Source organism: Desulfocurvus vexinensis DSM 17965 (genome assembly GCF_000519125.1).
Classification (GTDB): domain Bacteria; phylum Desulfobacterota; class Desulfovibrionia; order Desulfovibrionales; family Desulfovibrionaceae; genus Desulfocurvus; species Desulfocurvus vexinensis.
On the sequence record NZ_JAEX01000021.1, the window covers coordinates 19,295 to 37,694 of the forward strand.

General features: G+C 70.2%; 15 protein-coding genes. 6 read left to right on the forward strand and 9 right to left on the reverse strand.

Translation table 11 applies throughout. The features are described 5' to 3' along the window. Positions 1-11 precede the first annotated feature (11 nt). From dsrK to G495_RS0112455, 3 genes are read right to left on the reverse strand one after another with little or no spacing between them, the layout of a single operon-like run. Positions 12-1,631, reverse strand: coding sequence for a sulfate reduction electron transfer complex DsrMKJOP subunit DsrK (gene dsrK / locus G495_RS0112445; protein WP_028588081.1), 1,620 nt, complete (start codon positions 1,629-1,631; stop codon positions 12-14). Between the two features lie 15 nt (positions 1,632-1,646). Next, entirely contained in the window at positions 1,647-2,693 is a 1,047-nt protein-coding gene (gene dsrM / locus G495_RS0112450) for a sulfate reduction electron transfer complex DsrMKJOP subunit DsrM (RefSeq protein WP_028588082.1), read from the reverse strand. A 33-nt stretch (positions 2,694-2,726) separates the two neighbouring features. Continuing rightward, positions 2,727-3,272, reverse strand: a complete 546-nt coding sequence (locus G495_RS0112455; RefSeq protein WP_028588083.1) for an RsbRD N-terminal domain-containing protein — start codon at positions 3,270-3,272, stop codon at positions 2,727-2,729. A gap of 505 nt (positions 3,273-3,777) precedes the next feature. Here G495_RS0112455 and G495_RS22865 point away from each other — a divergent pair. From G495_RS22865 to G495_RS0112475, 4 genes are all read left to right on the forward strand, one after another. Next, complete coding sequence (locus G495_RS22865; RefSeq protein ID WP_051445358.1) at positions 3,778-5,586, forward strand: B12-binding domain-containing radical SAM protein; 1,809 nt, start codon at positions 3,778-3,780, stop codon at positions 5,584-5,586. A 163-nt stretch (positions 5,587-5,749) separates the two neighbouring features. Next, positions 5,750-7,198, forward strand: coding sequence for an MATE family efflux transporter (locus G495_RS19035; protein ID WP_084458228.1), 1,449 nt, complete (start codon positions 5,750-5,752; stop codon positions 7,196-7,198). A 16-nt stretch (positions 7,199-7,214) separates the two neighbouring features. After that, positions 7,215-8,111, forward strand: a complete 897-nt coding sequence (locus tag G495_RS0112470; RefSeq protein ID WP_035252065.1) for a DUF2156 domain-containing protein — start codon at positions 7,215-7,217, stop codon at positions 8,109-8,111. A 155-nt stretch (positions 8,112-8,266) separates the two neighbouring features. Next, positions 8,267-10,240 carry a methyl-accepting chemotaxis protein gene (locus tag G495_RS0112475; RefSeq protein ID WP_028588085.1) on the forward strand — a complete coding sequence of 658 codons (1,974 nt, stop codon included), beginning with the start codon at positions 8,267-8,269 and terminating at the stop codon, positions 10,238-10,240. A 109-nt stretch (positions 10,241-10,349) separates the two neighbouring features. Here the strand turns inward: G495_RS0112475 and G495_RS0112480 are convergent, their stop codons facing one another. The 6 genes from G495_RS0112480 to G495_RS22055 form a co-directional block, all read right to left on the reverse strand. After that, positions 10,350-11,006 carry a nitrite/sulfite reductase domain-containing protein gene (locus G495_RS0112480; RefSeq protein WP_028588086.1) on the reverse strand — a complete coding sequence of 219 codons (657 nt, stop codon included), beginning with the start codon at positions 11,004-11,006 and terminating at the stop codon, positions 10,350-10,352. Between the two features lie 24 nt (positions 11,007-11,030). Next, complete coding sequence (locus G495_RS0112485; protein WP_245588426.1) at positions 11,031-11,390, reverse strand: cupin domain-containing protein; 360 nt, start codon at positions 11,388-11,390, stop codon at positions 11,031-11,033. A gap of 134 nt (positions 11,391-11,524) precedes the next feature. Beyond that, positions 11,525-12,184 (reverse strand): cyclase family protein, encoded by a 660-nt coding sequence (locus tag G495_RS0112490; protein ID WP_035252068.1) that lies wholly within the window; start codon positions 12,182-12,184, stop codon positions 11,525-11,527. Further along, a complete protein-coding gene (locus tag G495_RS0112495; RefSeq protein ID WP_051445359.1) occupies positions 12,184-12,663 on the reverse strand; it encodes a hypothetical protein in 480 nt (159 codons plus the stop codon). Before G495_RS0112495 ends, G495_RS0112490 begins: the two co-directional genes overlap by 1 nt. Positions 12,664-12,673: 10 nt before the next feature. Next, the gene (locus G495_RS0112500) at positions 12,674-13,030 is read right to left on the reverse strand and encodes a cupin domain-containing protein (RefSeq protein ID WP_028588090.1); all 357 of its coding nucleotides are present in this window, start codon (positions 13,028-13,030) and stop codon (positions 12,674-12,676) included. 34 nt (positions 13,031-13,064) lie between these two features. Beyond that, positions 13,065-13,535 carry an Lrp/AsnC family transcriptional regulator gene (locus G495_RS22055; protein WP_028588091.1) on the reverse strand — a complete coding sequence of 157 codons (471 nt, stop codon included), beginning with the start codon at positions 13,533-13,535 and terminating at the stop codon, positions 13,065-13,067. Positions 13,536-13,875: 340 nt separating this feature from the next. On the opposite strand from G495_RS22055, the gene G495_RS0112510 reads away from it, so the two are divergent. Beyond that, positions 13,876-15,246 (forward strand): MATE family efflux transporter, encoded by a 1,371-nt coding sequence (locus G495_RS0112510; RefSeq protein WP_028588092.1) that lies wholly within the window; start codon positions 13,876-13,878, stop codon positions 15,244-15,246. A gap of 204 nt (positions 15,247-15,450) precedes the next feature. Beyond that, on the forward strand, positions 15,451-18,255 hold the full coding sequence (gene uvrA, locus G495_RS0112515) for an excinuclease ABC subunit UvrA (RefSeq protein ID WP_028588093.1): 2,805 nt from the start codon (positions 15,451-15,453) through the stop codon (positions 18,253-18,255). Positions 18,256-18,400 lie beyond the last annotated feature (145 nt).

Below are 18,400 nucleotides of genomic sequence, written 5' to 3' on the forward strand. Positions count from 1 at the left end.
CACTACCTCCCTTACTCCATCCCGGGCAAGGGCTCTTGCCGCAGGTCTACTTCTCTGGGTTTCTCGCCCGTCATGACCAGCGCGTTGGCCACCAGCTCATGGACGCCGTACACCTCGACGCCGGGGGCCCAGTAGCGGGCCAGGGGCGGCAGGGTGGCGCGGTCGATGGCGCAGATGGTGGCCAGGGTGTTCACGCCGTTCTTCTGCTGCACGTGGCGCAGGGCGTTGCCCCGGCCGATGCCGCCGCGCATGCGCATCTCCATGAACTCGTCCGTGTTCAGGCCCGAGCCGCCGGAGCAGCAGAAGGTCTTCTCGCGGATGGTGTCCTCGGGCATCTCGACGAAGTTGTTGCACACGTTCTGGATGACGTAGCGCGGTTCGTCGAGCAGGCCCATGGCGCGGGCGGGGTTGCAGGAGTCGTGGAAGGTCACGATCTTGTCGTCGTTGCGGCTGGGGTCGAGCTTGAGCTTGCCGTGCTTCATCAGGTCGGAGGTGAACTCCGTGATGTGGATCATGCTCGTTCCGGCGGCGTTGTCGAAGCGGGTGCCGGTGATGGGGCTGACCGGGGTCTCCAGGAAGTCCGCCGGGCCGTTCATGGTGTCCATGTACTGGTTGAGCACGCGCCACATATGGCCGCACTCGCCGCCGATGATGTACTTCACGCCCAGGCGCTTGGCCTCGGCGTACATCTTGGCGTTCAGCTTCTTCATCATCCTGTCCGAGGTGAACAGGCCGAAGTTGCCGCCCTCGGAGGCGTAGGTGGACCAGGTGTAGTCCAGCCCGATCTCGTGGAAGAGCATCAGGTAGCCCATGTAGGTGTAGGTGCCCGGGTCGGCGAAGATGTCGCCCGACGGGGTGATGAACAGCACCTCATGGCCTTTTTCGTTCACCGGGCAGTTGACCTTGACCCCGGTGATCTCCTCGATGTCGTCGCACATGAACTCCATCATGCCGTAGTAGGCATGGGGCTGGATGCCCATGTGGTTGCCGGTGCGGTTGGAGTTGGAGGCGGGCTCGAGGATCCAGTTGATGTTGCAGCCCACCAGGTGCAGCAGCTCGCGGGCCATCATGGTGATCTCGGCGGTGTCGATGCCGTAGGGGCAGAACAGCGAACACCGGCGGCATTCCGTGCACTGGTAGAAGTACAGGAACCACTCCTTGATCACGTCCTCCTCGAGCTTGCGCGCGCCGGCCAGGCGGCCCAGAATCTTGCCCGCGAGGGTGAACTCGCCGCGGTAGATGGAGCGCAGCAGCTCGGCGCGCAGCACGGGCATGTTCTTGGGGTCGCCGCCGCCGATGTAGAAGTGGCACTTGTCGGCGCAGGCGCCGCAGCGCACGCACACATCCATGAAGACCTTGAACGAGCGGTACTTGTCCAGCCGCTCGCGGAAGCCCTTCTTGATGCGCTCGCGCCAGTCCTCGGGCAGCTTCCAGTCCGCGTCGGTGGGCACCCACTCGCGGATGTGCGGGAAGTCGCCCTTGGTGGCCTTGTTCAGGTACTCCAGGATCTCGGCCTTGGCCGGGTAGCACCACGTGCCAGGCTTGAACTCGGGCGGAACATCCATCCAGTTCTTCTGGGGAACCTTGTAATCGTACTGAAGCAGCTCTTCAGGTTTGACATTCCAAGCCATCGTCCACTCCTTGGGCTACTGGGCCTCGGTTTTGGCGGCCTCTTCGAGGGTCTTCTCGACGGGCAGCCCGGCTTCGATCATCTTCTCCCGGAACTCGTCCTCGTAGGCCGTGTAGCTGTGGGCCTTGACGTTCGGGTCGTTCCAGGGGTTGCGGTGGTACCTGGCGCGGCTGTCGTTGGGCAGGTTCCTGGTGGGGGAGAGGAACACGCCGCCCATGTGCATCAGCTTGCTGAAAGGCAGGTAGGCGATGAGGCAGCTGACCAGGAAGACGTGGACGAAGAAGATGGCGCCGACCCCTTCGATGTGCACGGCGGGGTTGAGCGAGAACAGGGCCATGGTCACTTCCTTCACGGCCATGATGTCGGTCTTGGCCCAGTAGCGCATGACGATGCCGGAAAGGGCCACGCCAAGGATCAGGAACAGGGGGAAGTAGTCCGCGGCCTGGGAAATGTAGCGCACCTGGGGCACCAGGAAGCGGCGCAGCAGCAGCAGGGTCGCGCCCAGCACCAGGGCGGCGCCGCTCATGTACAGCGTGGGCACGCCGATCTGCAGGAAGGTCTCGACGGCCTCCAGGGCCACGATGAACGAAGGCACCGGGTCGAGGAACAGCCGCCAGTGGCGGATGAACACGACCAGGAAGGAGTAGTGGAAGATCAGGGCGAAGAGCCACAGCCATTTGGCCGAGGCGTAGCGGACCTTGACGTCCACGCCGTCGGCGGCGGAGCCGAAGCGCTGCACCGCGATGTTGCGGAACAGGGAGCGGAACAGCAGCACTTCGAGAGCCATGCGCACGAAGGTCTGCCCGGCGGTGGCGGGGTTGTCGTACTTGTCGTGGCGGATCCAGTCGTGCGACTTCATCTGCCCGCCGGTGGTCGGGATGCGGAACGGCACGGGTGATTTGGCCCAGCCGATGACCTTGGCGACGAAGCCGAGCAGGAAGACGGCAATCGCCAGCCAGGGGATGTACAGCCCGAAGAGCTGCTCCATCCCCGCGGCCCCCGCGCCGACCAGGGCGATCACGACCAGCGCGAAGACAGCGAAAAGTGAGTACAATGCGTTCATAAGCCCCTACCTCGATTGAAGTTACACTGCCATTTACCCGTCACCCGATTCCGAAGTCCCGCTGTCGAACTTCGGATATTCGACGATGATCTTGTGCTTGCGCATGAGCCCGGTGAAGTCGCGCTTGAAGTCGTCCAGGCGGTTCTCCATCACCGTGTTGCGGCATTTGGTGTAGATGTCGAAGGCGATGAGCATCATCGTGTCCACGCGGTTGTCGAACTCGTGCAGCTCCCGGGCGGGGATGGCTCCGGATTCGATCTCGGCGGCGAAGCGCTCGCGCACCACGTGCTTGACGAAGAGCAGGATGGCCACGGCCTGGGAGGGCATGTAGTCCTGCACGGCGCGGATGCGCACCACGGTGTCCAGCAGGGGCGCCAGATCGTTTGTGGCCTCGGGCTGGAGCAGCTCGTCGAAGAGCTTTTCGATGGCGCCGTGGATATTGGTGCCCACGGGGTTGCCCCAGCGGTGGTTCTTCTTGAGGAACACCGCCGACAGCCCCGGGTAGGTGCGCACGATGAGGTCGAACCATCGGTCGAGGATCTGTTCCCTGTGCTGGGCGAGAAGCGGAGCCAGTGTCATGGCGGGCCTTGCTTAAAGGATATGATAACCAGTTGGCGCACAATACGAATCGGCACAGGATTGAAGCATCCCGCGCCATTTGTAAACACTTGAAAACGAGTCTCAACCGGCCCGGGGCGCCCGGGGCCGTGCCGCGTTCGCGCCCGCGCCGGGAGACGTTTCCCGGTCGGCTTGTCCTCGCGTATAATGAAATTCCCGGGTCTTCGTCAAATGGTTCGTGCAAATTTTCACGATTACGTCTTTTTTCGGGGCGCGGTGCGTGTGCCCCGGGGCCTGGTGGGGGGCGGTCGCGTCCTGCCTGTGCAGGCCGCCCCGGGTGGCGGTCTGGTTGCTCCGCGCGCCGCCGCCCGGAGGGCCGGTGCCCCTGCCGCCGCCACGCCGCCGGGGCTGGCCTGCGCGCCGCAGCCCGCCCGGGGGCGATGCCCCGGCACCGTAGCGCCCCCGGGGGCGCCTGCCCGCTGGCGCTCCGCCCCGAGGTCGGGTACAGCTTGCGGCGGAGGAGCCCATGCGCGAGAAACCCCTGGTCGCCCTGATCTACCCGCCCTGGCTGGAGGAGCGCACGCACACCGAGGACGTGGCCTGCGTGCCCATGGGCACCTACGCCGTGGCCGCCGCGCTCATCGAGGCCGGGTGCGACGCCCGCGTGCTGGACTGGCACGCCCTGCGCGGCCAGCCCGAGGCCATGCGCGAGGAACTGCGCGCCCTGGCGCCCGACGTGGTCGGCGTCACCGTGCTGCAGGCCAACCGCTTCGGGGCCATGGACGCCGCGCGCCTGGCCCGCGAGCTGGACCCGGGCGTGCGCGTGGTCTTCGGCGGGGTGGGCGCCACGGCGCTGTGGGCCTTTTTCCTGGAGCACTGCCCGCAGCTGGACGCCGTGGCCCTTGGCGAGGGCGACCTGACCATGCCCGAGCTGGTGCGCGCCTGGCAGGCCGGGGCGGACCCGGCCTGCGTGCCCGGCCTGGCCCTGCGCGGGCCGGACGGCCCCGTGGTCACGGCCCCGCGCGCGCCCGTAGCCGACCTGGACAGCCTGCCCATCCCGGCGCGGCACTTCACCTACCAGCACCTGTCCCTGACCCGGGGCTGCCCCGGGCGCTGCACCTTCTGCGGCTCGCCCGCCTTCTGGGGCCCCCGGGTGCGCTTCCGCTCGCCGGGCCATTTTGTGGATGAGATGGAGCTGCTGGCCGCCCGGGGCGTCACGCATCTCTACGTCAGCGACGACACCTTCACCCTGGACCGCGAGCGCGTGCGCGCCGTGTGCCGCGAGATCCTTGCCCGCGGGCTGGACGTGGAGTGGCAGGCCATCTCGCGGGTCAACGCCGTGGACGACCAGACCCTGGCGCTGATGCGCCGCGCGGGCTGCATCCAGATCAGCTTCGGTGTGGAGTCCGGCGACGACGCCATCCGCGCGGCCCTGAACAAGAACGTGCGCCGCGAGGACGCCGTGCGCGCCTTTGCCCTGTGCCGCAAATACGGCATCCTGGCCCGGGCCTATTTCATCTACGGCTGCCCCGGCGAGAGCGAGGCCACCATCCGCGCCACTCTGGACCTCATCGCCGAGCTGCGGCCCCTGGTGGTGCATTTCTTCATCCTGTCCGTGTTTCCGGGCACGGAGCTGTACGAGCGCTTCAAGGCCGCCACGGGCGCCGCCGACTCCATCTGGCTCGACCCCGTGGAGGACATCAAGCACTTCGAGCTGGACCCCGCCCAGGACCTGGACACCGTGGCCGCCTGGGGCCAGGCCCTGCGGGCCGGGTTCCATGCCATGCTGCCCGGCTTCGCCCTGGGCGCGGCGGATGACCTTGCGCCGGACCCGGAGTTGGCTCGGCTGCACGCCGACTTCCTGGCCCGCCTGGGCATGACCTTCGAGCGCGGGGACTACGCCCGCGACCCCCAGGTGCCGCGCGCCCAGGAAATCGCCGCCCAGCTCTACGCCCGGGCCCTGGAGTTCCACCCCGACGCCACCGCCGCCCTGGGCCTGGGGCTCATGCTCCAGCGCCAGCGCGACTACGGCGCCTCGGTGCGCGCCCTGGCCCTGGGCCTGACGGCCAACCCCGGCCACGAGGGCCTGTCCCTGGCCCTGGCCGTGGCGCTCATGAACTGCGGCGATTTCGAGCGCGCCTGCGCGTTCCTGGCGCCCTTCGGCGGCAACCCCCAGGCCATGGACTACCTGGCCCTGTGCCACCGCCACCTGGGCCACCCCGAGCGCGAGGCCCAGGCCCTGGCCCACGCCCGGGCCCTGCGCCAGGGCCGCCCCGTGCCCGGGGCGGGCGGCGGGGGCGGCGCCATCGCCGGAAAGCCGGACCCCCAGGGCTAGGGCCGCGCCCCTGGCTTGTTCGTGAGGGCGCGCCGCCAGGGGCCGCCCCCCGGGGCCGGGCTTCGCCGCCGTGGTACCCCCGGGGTTGACCGGCCCCCGGGGCGGCCTTATCCTCCCTGTCCTGTTCCACCGCACCCCGCACGCCCACCCCGCGAAGGCCCGCATGGCGTTCAAGAATCCCGCGCAGGATACCGCGCACCCCTACCGCGCCATCTGGAAGCTGTCCTGGCCCCAGGTGCTGATGATGTTCTTCCAGTTCTGGATCGGCTTCGCCGACGTGTACGTCGCCGGGCTGATCAACCGCGAGGTGCAGGCCTCCCTGGGGCTCATCACCACCTGCCTGTTCTTCCTGCTCATCGTGGCCACGGCGGTGGCCAACGGGGCGGTGGCGGCGGTCAGCCAGAGCGTGGGCGCCGGGCTGTACCGCCGGGGCCGGCGCTACGTGGGCCTGTGCCTGCTCCTGGCCCTGGGCATGGGCACGCTGCTCATGCTCCTGGGTCTGGCCGGGCGCGAGGCCTTCCTGGTGGCCCTGCGGGTGCCCGTGGAGCTGCGCGCAATCACCGGGGACTTCCTGTTCGTCTACGCCCTGCTGCTGCCCGCCTACCATGTGCTGGTCATCGCCAACGCCGTGTTCCGGGCGCGCAAGGAGGTCATCTTCCCGACCCTGTCCATCCTGCTGGTCTGCGTGGTCAACGCGGTGGCGGACTTCGGGCTGGGGCTCGGGCTGTGGGGCCTGCCGGCCATGGGCCACGCGGGCCTGGCCTGGGCGACCTTCTGGTCGGTGACGGCGGGGGCGGCGCTGAACCTGGCCATGCTGTGGCGCAAGGGCCTGTTGCGCCGCGAGGCCTTCGCCCCCCTGCGCTGGGTGCGCCGGGCCCTGCCCCGACTGTTGCGCGTGGCCGGGCCCTCGGGGCTGATGCAGGTGTTGTGGCAGTCGGGCTATCTGGTGCTGTTCGCCATCACCGGCTCCCTGCCCCACGGCAACATCACCGCCCTGGCGGGCATGACGGCGGGGGCGCGCATCGAGGCGCTGCTGTTCCTGCCCGGGTTCGCCTTCAACATGACGGCCTCGGTGCTGGTGGGCCACTACCTGGGCGCGGGCCAGCCCGCCGAGGCCAAGCGCTTCGGCTTCCGCGTGCTGGGCATCGGGGTGGCCGCCGTGGGGCTGGTGACCATCGGGCTGTGGCAGGTGGCTGGCGACGTGGCCCGGGTCATGTCCGACGATCCGGCGGTGCGCCTGGAGATCATGAGCTACCTCTACTGGAACCTGCTGGCCATCCCCTTCACCCTGACGGGCATGATCCTGGGCGGGGCCCTGGGCGGCGCGGGGGCGACCTTCTACACCATGGTCGTCTTCGGCGCCACGGTCTGGGGCGTGCGCCTGCCACTGGCCTGGCTGCTGGGCCACCACATCCTGGGCGAGGCCCGGGGGGTGTGGATTTCCATGCTGGTGTCGCAGATGGTGCAGGCCCTGGTGCTGTTGTACGTGTTCGCATTCAAGGACTGGAAACGCTTCGCCCTGGTGCGGCGCCCCTCGCGGCGCGACCCCGCCGGGCTGGCCGAGGAGCCGGGCCCCCTGCCTGTGGGCGGCAACGGCGGCCTGAGAAAGTAAAGGAAGGCAAGAGAGCATGAAGGATTGCGTGACCCCGGTCTTCGAGCCCGTTTCCCTGGAGCGCCAGGACGAGTACCTGGAGCGCTTCGCCCGCTGCCCGCAGAAGGCTTCGGACTACAGCTTCATCAACATCTGGGGCTGGGCCGAGGAGTACGGCCTGCAATGGCACTTCGGCGACAGCCACGTCTGGCTGCGCCAGACCAGGCCCCATGTGGTCCACTGGGCGCCCGTGGGCCCGTGGAACGACGTGGACTGGACGCGCTGCCCGGTCATCGGCTGCTGCGGGGCCTTCACCCGCGTGCCCGAGGCGCTGGCCGTGCTCTGGCAGCAGGCCCTGGGCCCGCGCGTGGAGCTGGCCGAGGCGCGCGGCCACTGGGACTACCTCTACTCCGTGCCCGAGCTGACGGCCCTGTCGGGCAACCGCTTCCACAAGAAGAAGAACCTGCTCAACCAGTTCGTGCGCAACTACGACCACAACTACCACACCATGACCCCCGACTGCGTGGAGGCTGCGCTGCAGATGCAGCTGGACTGGTTCCGCTGGCGCGACGCCGAGTCGCAGGAGCTGCTGGGTGCCGAAAACAACGCCATCCGCCGCGTGCTCCAGAGCTGGGACAGCCTGCGCGGCGTCTTCGGCGGGGTCATCGAGGTCGAGGGCCAGCGCGCGGCCTACACCGTGGCCGAGCACCTGTGCGAACGCACCGTGGTCATCCATTTCGAGAAGGCCCACACGCGCTACAAGGGCATCTACCAGGCCATCAACCAGATGTTCCTGGAGCACGAGGCCGGGGGCTACGAGCTGGTCAACCGCGAACAGGATCTGGGCGACCCGGGGCTGCGCAAGGCCAAGGAATCGTACAACCCTGTCGATTACCTCAAGAAATTTGAAGTCACCGTGCGCCCGGCGGGCTAGAGCCTGCTCGGGGCTCGCCCGGGGCTCCGTCCGGTGGCCTGTCGGGAAAGTGTTGCGCCCCGGGGCGAATCCGGCTATTCCCGTTAAAGAGGGGGCTCGCGCCGCGCGCCGACAAGCGCTTGGTGTGGGATATACTTTTTCGAAGGAGTCCGCCCATGTCCATTCGTAACAAACTTTTGCTCATCGCCCTGGCCGCTCTGCTCGGCCTGGGCTGCATCTTCATCATCAACAAGATCGGCCAGTCGCGCATCGCCACTTCGGTGCGCGGCGAGACAGCCATGCTCCAGGCCGAAATCGCCATGCTTCAGGCCCGCCGGGCCGAGAAGAACTTCCTGGACCGCAAGGAGATGGTCTACGCCGAGCGCCATGCCCAGACCGTGGCCGACGCCAAGGCCGCCCTGGCCCAGTGCGCCGAGGCCGACCCCGAGCTGGCCGACGAGATCGCCCGGGCGGACACGCTGCTGGATGACTACCGCGGGCAGTTCGAGGCCCTGGTGCTGTTCATGCGCACCCTGGGCCTCACGGAGCGCGACGGCCTGCAGGGCGACCTGCGCCAGGCCGTCCACGAGGCCGAGGCGCGCATCGCGCAGGCCCGCAGCGACGCGCTCCTGGCCGCCCTGCTCACCCTGCGCCGCCACGAGAAGGACTTCATCCTGCGCGGCGACCCCAAGTATCTCGCGTCGTTTTCCGGTGCCATGGACGCCATGTTCGCCCGCCTGGACGAGCACGCCGACCTCTCCCGCGACGACTACGACGCCATCGCCACCCAGCTGGACGCCTACGCGGCCCGTTTCGCCGAGTATGGCCGGGGGTACCAGAAGCAGGCGCAGGCCCGCGACCAGCTCATCGAGGCCGTGCGCACGGCCGAGGCGGAAATGGAAGCCCTGGTGGTCCGGGCCCACGAGATCACCGAGCGCAACACCGCGCGCCAGGATCTGTTCATGCTCCTGTCCGAGCTGGCCATCGCCATCGCCCTGGCCGGGGCCATCGCCCTGGTCATCCGCTCCATCACCGGCGGGCTGGCGCGCATCCAGAAGTGCTCGCGCGACATCGCCGAGGGCGACTACGAGGCGTGCAGCCTGGCGCGCTTCACCGGCGAGCTGGAAGCCCTGCGCATGGACCTGGTGGTCATGGTCGGCAAGCTGGTGGAGAGCATGGAGCAGGCCGAGGAGAAGAGCCGCCAGGCCGGGGAGCAGGCCGAGCGCGCCCAGCAGGCCATGGAGGAGGCGCACCGCGAGAAGGAGCACGTGGACACCCTGGTGGGCACCATGGGCGAAGTGGCCGCGCGCGCAGCGGCCATTGCCGACGATCTGACGGGCGCCGCGCGCGAGCTCGAGGCCCAGGGCCAGGAGATCGTCCTGGGCACCGACCGCCAGCGCGACCGCACCCGCGAGACGGCCACGGCCATGGAGGAGATGACCGCCACGGTGATGGAGGTGGCGCGCAACGCGGCGCAGTCCGCTGAGGGCGCCGCCCAGGCCCGGGCCAAGGCTGGCGAGGGCGCGGCCCTGGTGGCCGAGGTGGTCGAGGCCTCGGGGCAGGTCGGCACGCGCACCGGGGAGATGAAGCAGTCCCTGGCCGAGCTGGCCCGGCGCGTGGAGTCCATCGGCCAGATCATGAACGTGATCACCGACATCGCCGACCAGACGAACCTGCTGGCGCTCAACGCGGCCATCGAGGCCGCGCGGGCGGGCGACGCCGGGCGCGGGTTTGCCGTGGTGGCCGACGAGGTGCGCAAGCTGGCCGAAAAGACCATGACCGCCACCAAGGAGGTCGGCCAGGCCATCGCCGGGGTGCAGGAGGGCAGCGCCGCCAACATCCGGGCCATGGAGGGCGCGGGGCAGGCCGTGGCCCACAGCACCGGGCTGACCCACAAGGCCGGTGGCGCCCTGGAGGAGATCGTGGCCATCATCGCCGACGCCGCCGACCGTATCGGCTCCATCGCCACCGCCGCCGAGGAGCAGTCCTCCGCCAGCGAACAGATCAACCGCTCGGTGGAGGAAGTGGCCGAAATCGCCGCGCAGACCTCCGAAGGCATGGCCCGCTCGGCGCAGGCCATCCGCCATGTGGCCACCCTGGCCGGGGACCTCAAGGCCCTCATCGACGAGCTGCGGGCCACCAGGCGCTGACAGGCCGCCCCGGCGCTGTCCGGCCCAGGCCAGACGCCCCGCCTCCGGTGTTTCCGGGGGCGGGGCGTCCGTTGTTGGCGCTGCGGCGGCGTGGCGCGGGGGGCCGCCCTCAGCGCACGGCGGCCAGGATGGACTCGATGCCCACCCGCTCGACAAAGCGCGCGGTGCGCTCGCGCTTGCGGGCGTGGACGCGGTAGTGGGTCAACAGGGCGTCCACCAGGTCCAGGGCCTCCTGGCGCGAGAGGTTTTCGCCCACCTGGTCGCCCACGCGCGGGCGGCTGCCCGCGTTGCCGCCGAAGTGGACGTTGAAGCCCTGCTTCACCCCCGTGACGCCCACGTCGCGCAGCTTGGACTCGCCGCAGGACAAGGGGCAGCCCGACACGCCCATCTTGATCTTGGCCGGGAAGTCCACGCCTACGTATTTGGCCTCCAGCTCGGCGCCCAGGCCCAGGGAATCCTGCACGCCCAGGCGGCAGACCGCCGTGCCCGGGCAGGCCTGCACGTAGTGCACGCACAGCTCCGTGGCCCGGCCGATGTCGCGGCCCAGGTCGGCCCAGACGGCTTCCACGTCCTGCTCGCGCAGGCCCACCAGGGCGATGCGCTGGCCCGAGGTGATCTTGATCACCGGGATGTTCCACTTGCGCGCCACGGCGGCGATGCGCTCCAGGATGTCGGGGGAGAGCATGCCCATGGGCGTACGCGGGACGATGGCCCAGGTTTCCTTGTCGCGTTGCAGGATGGCGCCTTCGGGGGTCGTTTCGCTCATGGGTCTCCTCGTCGTTTCCGCTGGCTAGGCCTTGGGCGGCTTGACCACCACCAGCAGCATCTTGAAGGGTTCTTCGGCCTCCAGGCCGTGGGGCACGCCCGAGGGCATGGCGATGGCCTGCCCGGCGCCCACGGTGTGCGTGGCGTCGCCGATGGTCACTTGGGCCTGGCCGTCGAGCACCAGGACCAGGGCGTCGCCGGGCGAGGTGTGGGTGCTGATGCCCTCGCCAGCGGCGAAGCTGAACAGGGTCACGTTGGCCGTGGGCTGCTGGGCCAGGGTCCGGCTGACCACGCGGCCCGGCTCGTAGTCCACCAGCCCGGCCAGGTCCAGGGCCTGGGCAAAGGGAATGTTCTTGAACAGTTCGGTGCGCATGGTCAGGGTCATGATGGCCTCCTTGGGCTTGGCCGCTCCCGGGCGGCGCGTGGTGCGTCCGTCACCAGGATACTAGGCGCCCCGCGCGGGAACCCCTTTGAGGCATATCAAATTCGTGTGGGAAAGGTGAAGGGAAAATGCGGGAGTCACGGCGCCAGGGCGAAGGCGCGTACGGGGAAGGAGCCCAGGGCGTGGACCGGGGCGGGCACGGCGAAGAAGCGCAGGCCCGGGCAGGGGTCGGGCAGGGCGTCCAGGTGCGCGAGGTGCTCGACGATGGGCACGCCCGCGCCCAGCAGCAGGGTGTGCACGGGGCGCTCGGGGTCGGCGGTGGAGTCGATGTTCAGCGAGTCGATGCCCACCAGGGCCGCCCCGGCGGCGCACAGCAGCCCGGCGGCCTCGCGGGTCAGGAAGGGATGCTCGCGGAAGTAGGCCGCGCTGCCCCAGTGGCGGGCGTGGCCGGTCTGCACCAGCACGGCCCGCCCGGCCAGGGCCAGGCCCGCGAAGGCCTCGGGGCCGATGGCCCGGGGCGCGCCGGGCGCGCGGCGCACCAGGGCCACGGGCAGGTCGGCCAGGCGCTCCAGGGGCAGGCCCGCCACGTCCGCCCCGCCGGAGTGGCGGTGGAAGGGCGCGTCGATGTAGGTGCCGGTGTTGCCGACCATGTCGATGGCCCCGATGTGGAATTCCGTGCCCGGGGCGTAATGCGCGCGCGAGGCCTCGCGCGAGAGATGCGCGCGCACCACGGGCCCGGGCAGGCCCGGATAGGTGGTCATGCCGGGGACGATGGGGTGGGAGAGGTCCAGCAGCATCAGGCGTCCTCGCTCAGGGTGTCGGCCAGGTAGGCGTCCAGATCCGGGCGGCCTGCGAGGTTGCGCAGGCAGTGGGCCAGCCAGGCCCCGCGCTCGAAGCACATGACGCGCAGATCCCATACGCAGGCCGTCAGGCTGGTGTGGGTGTGCTCCTCCAGGGCCGTGGGGTGCTCCGCCGGGGCGATGAACACGCGGTGGCGCAGCTCGTTCTCGCCCTCCCACCAGTCGGCGAAGACCCAGGCCGCGCCGCGCCCGTCGTGGATGCCCAGGTAGCCCACGCCGTAGCGCCCCGGCCCCTCGGCGGGGGCGGGGAAGGCCGTGGCGGCCAGCGCGCGGGCGGCGGCCACCAGCTCCGGGCGCGGCAGGGCCCGGCCATGGGCGATGCCGTAGGTCTTGATGCGCCAGCCGCCGGTTTCCAGCAGCCCCAGGGGCCGGATGGGCCGCAGGCCGCAGGGCTCGGGCAGGGGGAAGGTCTTCATGGTCCGCCTCCTAGATCCACTGGGCTTCGACGGTGCGCTCCGAGACGTTGCCGCCGGTGTTCACCGTGCCCGCAGGCTCGATCATCATGATTTTCGTCTCGCCCTGGCTCACGGGCATGTGCTCCACCCCGCGCGGCACCACGAGGCATTCCCCGGGCCCCAGCTCCACGTCGCGGTCGCGGAACTTCAGGGTCATGCGGCCCTCGATGACGAAGAACATCTCGTCCTCGTTCTCGTGGCTGTGCCACTCGAAGGCGCCCAGGATGCGCCCGAGCTTCACATGCATGTCGCCCACGCGGGCGATGATCCGGGGCGACCACTGCTCCGTGAACAGCGCGAACTTTTCCTGGATGTTGATTTTGTCCATCGTCGTGCTCCTGCCGGGTGCGGCGGGTTTTCGTTCAGCCCTTTGCGGGCGCCGCGGGCGCCGCGGGCACGGCCCCGCCCTCGCGCAGGGCGCGGAAGGCGATGACCGTGCGCGTGCCGCAGACGGCCTCGATATCGTTGATGCCCAGGACCACCTCTTCGAGCTGGGCCGTGTCGCGGCAGCGGACCTTGGCCAGGAAGCAGTCCTCGCCGGTGAGGTGGGCGACCTCCTGCACGGCGGGCACGGCGCACAGGGCGCGGCCCACCTCGCGCGCCCGGCGGTGGGCCGACAGGCGCACGAACACGTAGGCCAGCACGGGCAGCCCCATGGCCACGGGGTCCACCCGGGCGGCGTAGCCCCGGATGACCCCGGCCTGCTCCAGGCGCCGGATGCGCCCGAAGACCGCCGAGGCCGTCATGCCCACGCGACGGGCGATCTCCGCGTTGGACGTGCGGGCGTTTTCCTGAAGAATCGTAAGAATTGTTGCGTCAATTTCGTCGAACATATCGTTTTGACCTCTTGAAAACGTCGATATATAATTTTTCGGTGCGCGTAAAGTGCGAAAATCCAGGGCCGTGCCCGGGCGGCGTCCGCTGGCCCCGGACGCCGGTTCTCCCCTGCAAAACCCCCGTTCCCGGGCCGCGCCGGGGCCAGGCCGCGCCGCGCTCCGGCGACGGCGCCGGAAACGCCGGGGGCGGCGTTGCCCCGGAGCCGCCGCCCCGCCCCGGCCCCCGGCCCCCGAAACGGGCTGTACAGCGGCCTTGCCAAGACCGGGCCGCGCGATTAAGGGGTGCGCTGGGGGCGTGTCCGCTCCCGGAGTTTTCCGAGCAAGGCAAGGTCGTTTCATGCGCAGATGGCATATGAGGGGGGGCTACCGCGAGGTGCTCGTGGTGGGGCTGCCGCTGGTGGCGAGCATGGTCTCGGGCACGGTGATGCAGTTCACGGACCGCATGTTCCTGGCCCACCACAGCCTGGAGGCCCTGGCGGCCTCGCTGTCGGCCAGCATCACCAATTTCGTGTTCATGGCCTTTTTCGTGGGCGTGGCCAGCTACGTCAACGTGTTCGTGGCCCAGTACACGGGCGCCGGGCAGCCCGAGCGGGTCGGGCGGTCCCTGTGGCAGGGGCTGTGGTTCTCCCTGCTGGCGGCGGGCGTCATGGCGCTCATGGCCCTGCCTGCGGACGGGCTCTTCGCCCTGGCCGGGCACGCGCCCGAGGTCCAGGCCATGGAGGTCGCCTACTACCGCATCCTGTGCTGGGGCTCGGGGCTGGCCGTGCTGGGCATGTGCCTGTCCACGTTCTACTCCGGGCGCGGGCTGACGCGCACGGTGGCCGTGGTGAACATGGTCGGCGCCGCGCTGAACATCCCCCTGGACTACGCGCTGATCAACGGGGTCTGGGGCTTCCCGGCCCTGGGCATCGTCGGCGCGGGCATCGCCACGGTCATCGCCTGGGGCGTCACGGCGCTGCTCTTCGCCGTGCTGGTGTTCACCCGGGCCAACGAGGCGCGCTTCGGCGTGCTGTCGCACTGGCGGCCCGACCGCGAGGTCTTCGTCCGGCTGATGCGCTTCGGCCTGCCCGGCGGGGCGCAGCTCTTCCTGGACGTGCTCGGGTTCACGGTGTTCATCCTGCTCATGGGCCGGCTGGGCACCTCGGAGCTGGCGGCCTCCAACCTTGTCTTTTCCCTGGACCATTTCGCCTTCATGCCCATGGTCGGGCTGCATATCGCCACCGAGACGCTGGTGGGCCAGGCCCTGGGCGCGGGCGACCCGGCCCGGGCCGAGGAGGCCACGCGCAGCGCGCTGCACATGTGCCTGGCCTGGGCCGTGCTGCTGGGGCTGATCTTCCTGCTGGTTCCGGGCCCGCTGGTGGCGGCCTTCCGCCCGGCGGACATGCCCCCGGCCCAGTTCGCCCCGGTGATGGAGATGGGCCGCATGCTGCTCATCGTCGTGGCCGCGTACACGCTCTTCGACGGCATGGCCATCATCCACTTCGGCGCCCTCAAGGGCGCGGGCGACACGCGTTTCGTCATGGCCTGCCAGCTGGCCTGCACCCTGGGCCTCCAGGTCGTGCCCGTGTGGCTGGTGGTCGAGGTGCTGGGCTGGGGGGTCTACTGGTGCTGGGGGCTGCTGGGCCTCTCCCTGGCCGGGCTGGCCACGGCCGCGCGGCTGCGCTACGCCGGGGGCAAGTGGAAGGCCATGAGCGTCATCACCCGCTGAGGCCCGCGCACGCCCCGGGGCGCGTGGGCCGGGGGCGCCCGGGCCGCACCCCTCCGGGCCCGCGCCGCCCGGCGCGCCCTGGCCCCCGGGCGCGGCCCTTGCCTTGGCCGGGGCCGTGGTTATTGTTTCCCCTTCGGGCCGCGCACGGCCCGCGCCCACGCACCTCCAACACCAACACCGCCGCCCGGCGCGCCCCATACCGCCATGACCAAGCCCGTCCCGACCCCCTGCACCGACTGCATCCACATCGAAGGCGCCCGCCAGCACAACCTCAAGGACCTGGACCTGGACATCCCGCGCGGCAAGCTCGTGGTCGTCTGCGGGCCCAGCGGCTCGGGCAAGTCCACCCTGGCCTTCGACATCGTCTACGCCGAGGGCCAGCGGCGCTACGTGGAATCCCTGTCGGCCTACGCCCGCCAGTTCCTGCCGCAGATGGACAAGCCCAAGGTGGACAAGATCGAGGGCCTGTCCCCGGCCATCTCCCTGGAGCAGCAGGCCGCCTCGCGCAACCCGCGCTCCACCGTGGGCACGGTGACGGAAATCTACGACTTTCTGCGCGTGTTCTACGCGCGGCTGGGCACCATGTACTGCCCGCAGTGCGGCAAGCCCATCCGCTCGCAGACCGCCGACGAGATCGTGGACGAGATCCTGGCCCTGGGCGAGGGCGCGCGCTTCCTGCTGCTGGCGCCCCTGGCCGAACACCAGAAGGGCACCCACGCCGAGCGCCTGAAGCGCCTGCGCGCCGAGGGCTTCGCCCGCGTGCGCGTCAACGGCGAGGTGCTGGACCTGGAGCCCCTGCCCGAGCTGGAAAAGAACCGCAAGCACACCATCGAGCTGGTGGTGGACCGCCTCGTGGTCCGCGAGGGCATGCGCGGGCGGCTGGCGGACTCCGTGGAACTGGCCCTGGCCCACGGCGGCGGGCGGCTGGCCGTGGCCCTGGCGGGCGGCCCGCGCGACGGCGAGGCCATCTTCTTCAGCACCGACTCGGCCTGCCCCACCTGCCACGTCAGCCTGCCGGCCCTGACCCCGCAGCTGTTCTCCTTCAACAGCCCCCAGGGCGCCTGCCCGACCTGCTCGGGCCTGGGCAGCGTGGACTACTTCGAGCCCGCCCTGCTGGCGCCCAACCGGGGCCTGTCCCTGGCGCGCGGGGCGCTCATCCCCTGGAAGAACCCCCGCGTGCTGGCGCGCTTCACCGACCGCCTGAAGGCCCTGGGCCGCCGCCACGGCTTCACCATGGACACGCCCCTGGCCGACTTCACCCCCGCCGCGCACCACGCGCTTTTCCACGGCGAAGGCGGCGCGGGCGACGCGGGCGGCGACTGGCCCGGCGTGCTCGCCCTGCTGGACAGCGGCATGAGCTTCGGCTCCATCTGGCGCGACGAGCTGTCGCGCTACCGCCAGAGCCGCCCCTGCCCGGCCTGCGCCGGGGCCCGCCTGCGCCCCGAGGCCCTGGCCGCCCGCGTGGGCGACCTGAACCTCTTCGAGTTCACCAGCCTGTCCATCCGCCGCGCCCTGGACTGGCTGCGCGGCTGCGAGTTCCCCGGCCACAAGGCCATGATCGCCGAGCCGCTGATGAAGGAACTCACCCACCGCCTGGGTTTCCTGGTCAACGTCGGGCTGGACTACCTGTCCCTGGGCCGCAACATGTCCACCCTGTCCGGCGGCGAGGCCCAGCGCATCCGCCTGGCCGGGCAGCTCGGCTCGGGGCTGGTGGGCGTGACCTACGTCCTCGACGAGCCGTCCATCGGCCTGCACCCGCGCGACAACGACCGCCTGCTGGCCACCCTGCGCGAGCTGCAGGGCCGGGGCAACACCGTGCTCGTGGTCGAGCACGACGAGGCGACCATCAAGAGCGCCGACCATGTGCTGGAGCTGGGCCCCGGCTCGGGCTGGCTGGGCGGCGAGATCGTCTACCAGGGCGACGTGCCCGGCCTGTTGGCTGACCCGGGCAGCCTCACCGCACGCTACCTGCGCGGCGACATGCGCATCGAGCAGCCGGACGCCCGGCGCCCCTCCCGGGGCATGGTCTCCCTCAAAGGCGTGACCACCAACAACCTGCAAGGCCTGGACGTGGACATCCCCCTGGGCTGCCTGACCTGCGTCACCGGCGTGTCCGGCTCGGGCAAGTCCTCCCTGGTCATGGACACCCTCTACAAGCACCTGGCCCTGGAACGCGGCATCAAGGTCGAAAGCCCCGGCCAGCTCGCGGGTATTTCCGGCGGCGAGGCCATCGAACGCATCGTCTCCATCGACCAGACGCCCATCGGCCGCACCCCGCGCTCCAACCCGGCCACCTACACCAAGATCTTCGACGAGATCCGCGCCATTTTCGCGGGCACCAAGGAGGCCAAGAAGCGCGGCTACAAGCTCGGGCGCTTCAGCTTCAACGTGCGCGGCGGTCGCTGCGAGGCCTGCCAGGGCGACGGCTCCATCCGCGTGGAAATGCACTTCCTGCCCGACGTGTTCGTGACCTGCGACGTGTGCAAGGGCCAGCGCTACAACCGCGAAACCCTGGAAGTGCGCTACAAGGGGCTGAACATCTCCGAGGTGCTGGGGCTCACCGTGCGCCAGTCCCTGCAATTCTTCGAGAACTACCCGGCCCTGGTGCGCCGCCTAGCCATCCTCGAAGACGTGGGCCTGGAATACCTGCGCCTGGGCCAGCCCGCCACCACGCTCTCCGGCGGCGAGGCCCAGCGCATCAAGATCAGCCGCGAGCTGGGCAAGCGCAGCCTGCCCGGCACCCTCTACATCCTCGACGAGCCCACCACCGGCCTGCACATGCACGAGGTCGGCAAGCTCATCGCCGTGCTGCACCGCCTGGTGGACAAGGGCGCCACCGTGGTCGTCATCGAACACAACCTCGACGTGGTGCGCGCGGCGGATTGGGTGCTCGACCTGGGCCCCGGCGGCGGCGAACACGGCGGGCGCATCGTCTCCCGGGGCACCCCCGAACACATCGCCACCGACCCCGCGTCCGTCACCGGGCGCTTCCTCGTGGACCAGGGCTAGCTGCCGCCGGGGCGCCGCCAGGGCCGAAGGCCCGGGGGGCGCTGCCCCCTGGACCCCCGCAAGGGGCCAACGGCCCCTTGACCCCATACGGCGGCGCGGGCCGGGCGGCAGGAAGCCGCCCGGCCCGCGCCGGAGGTTTTTGCGG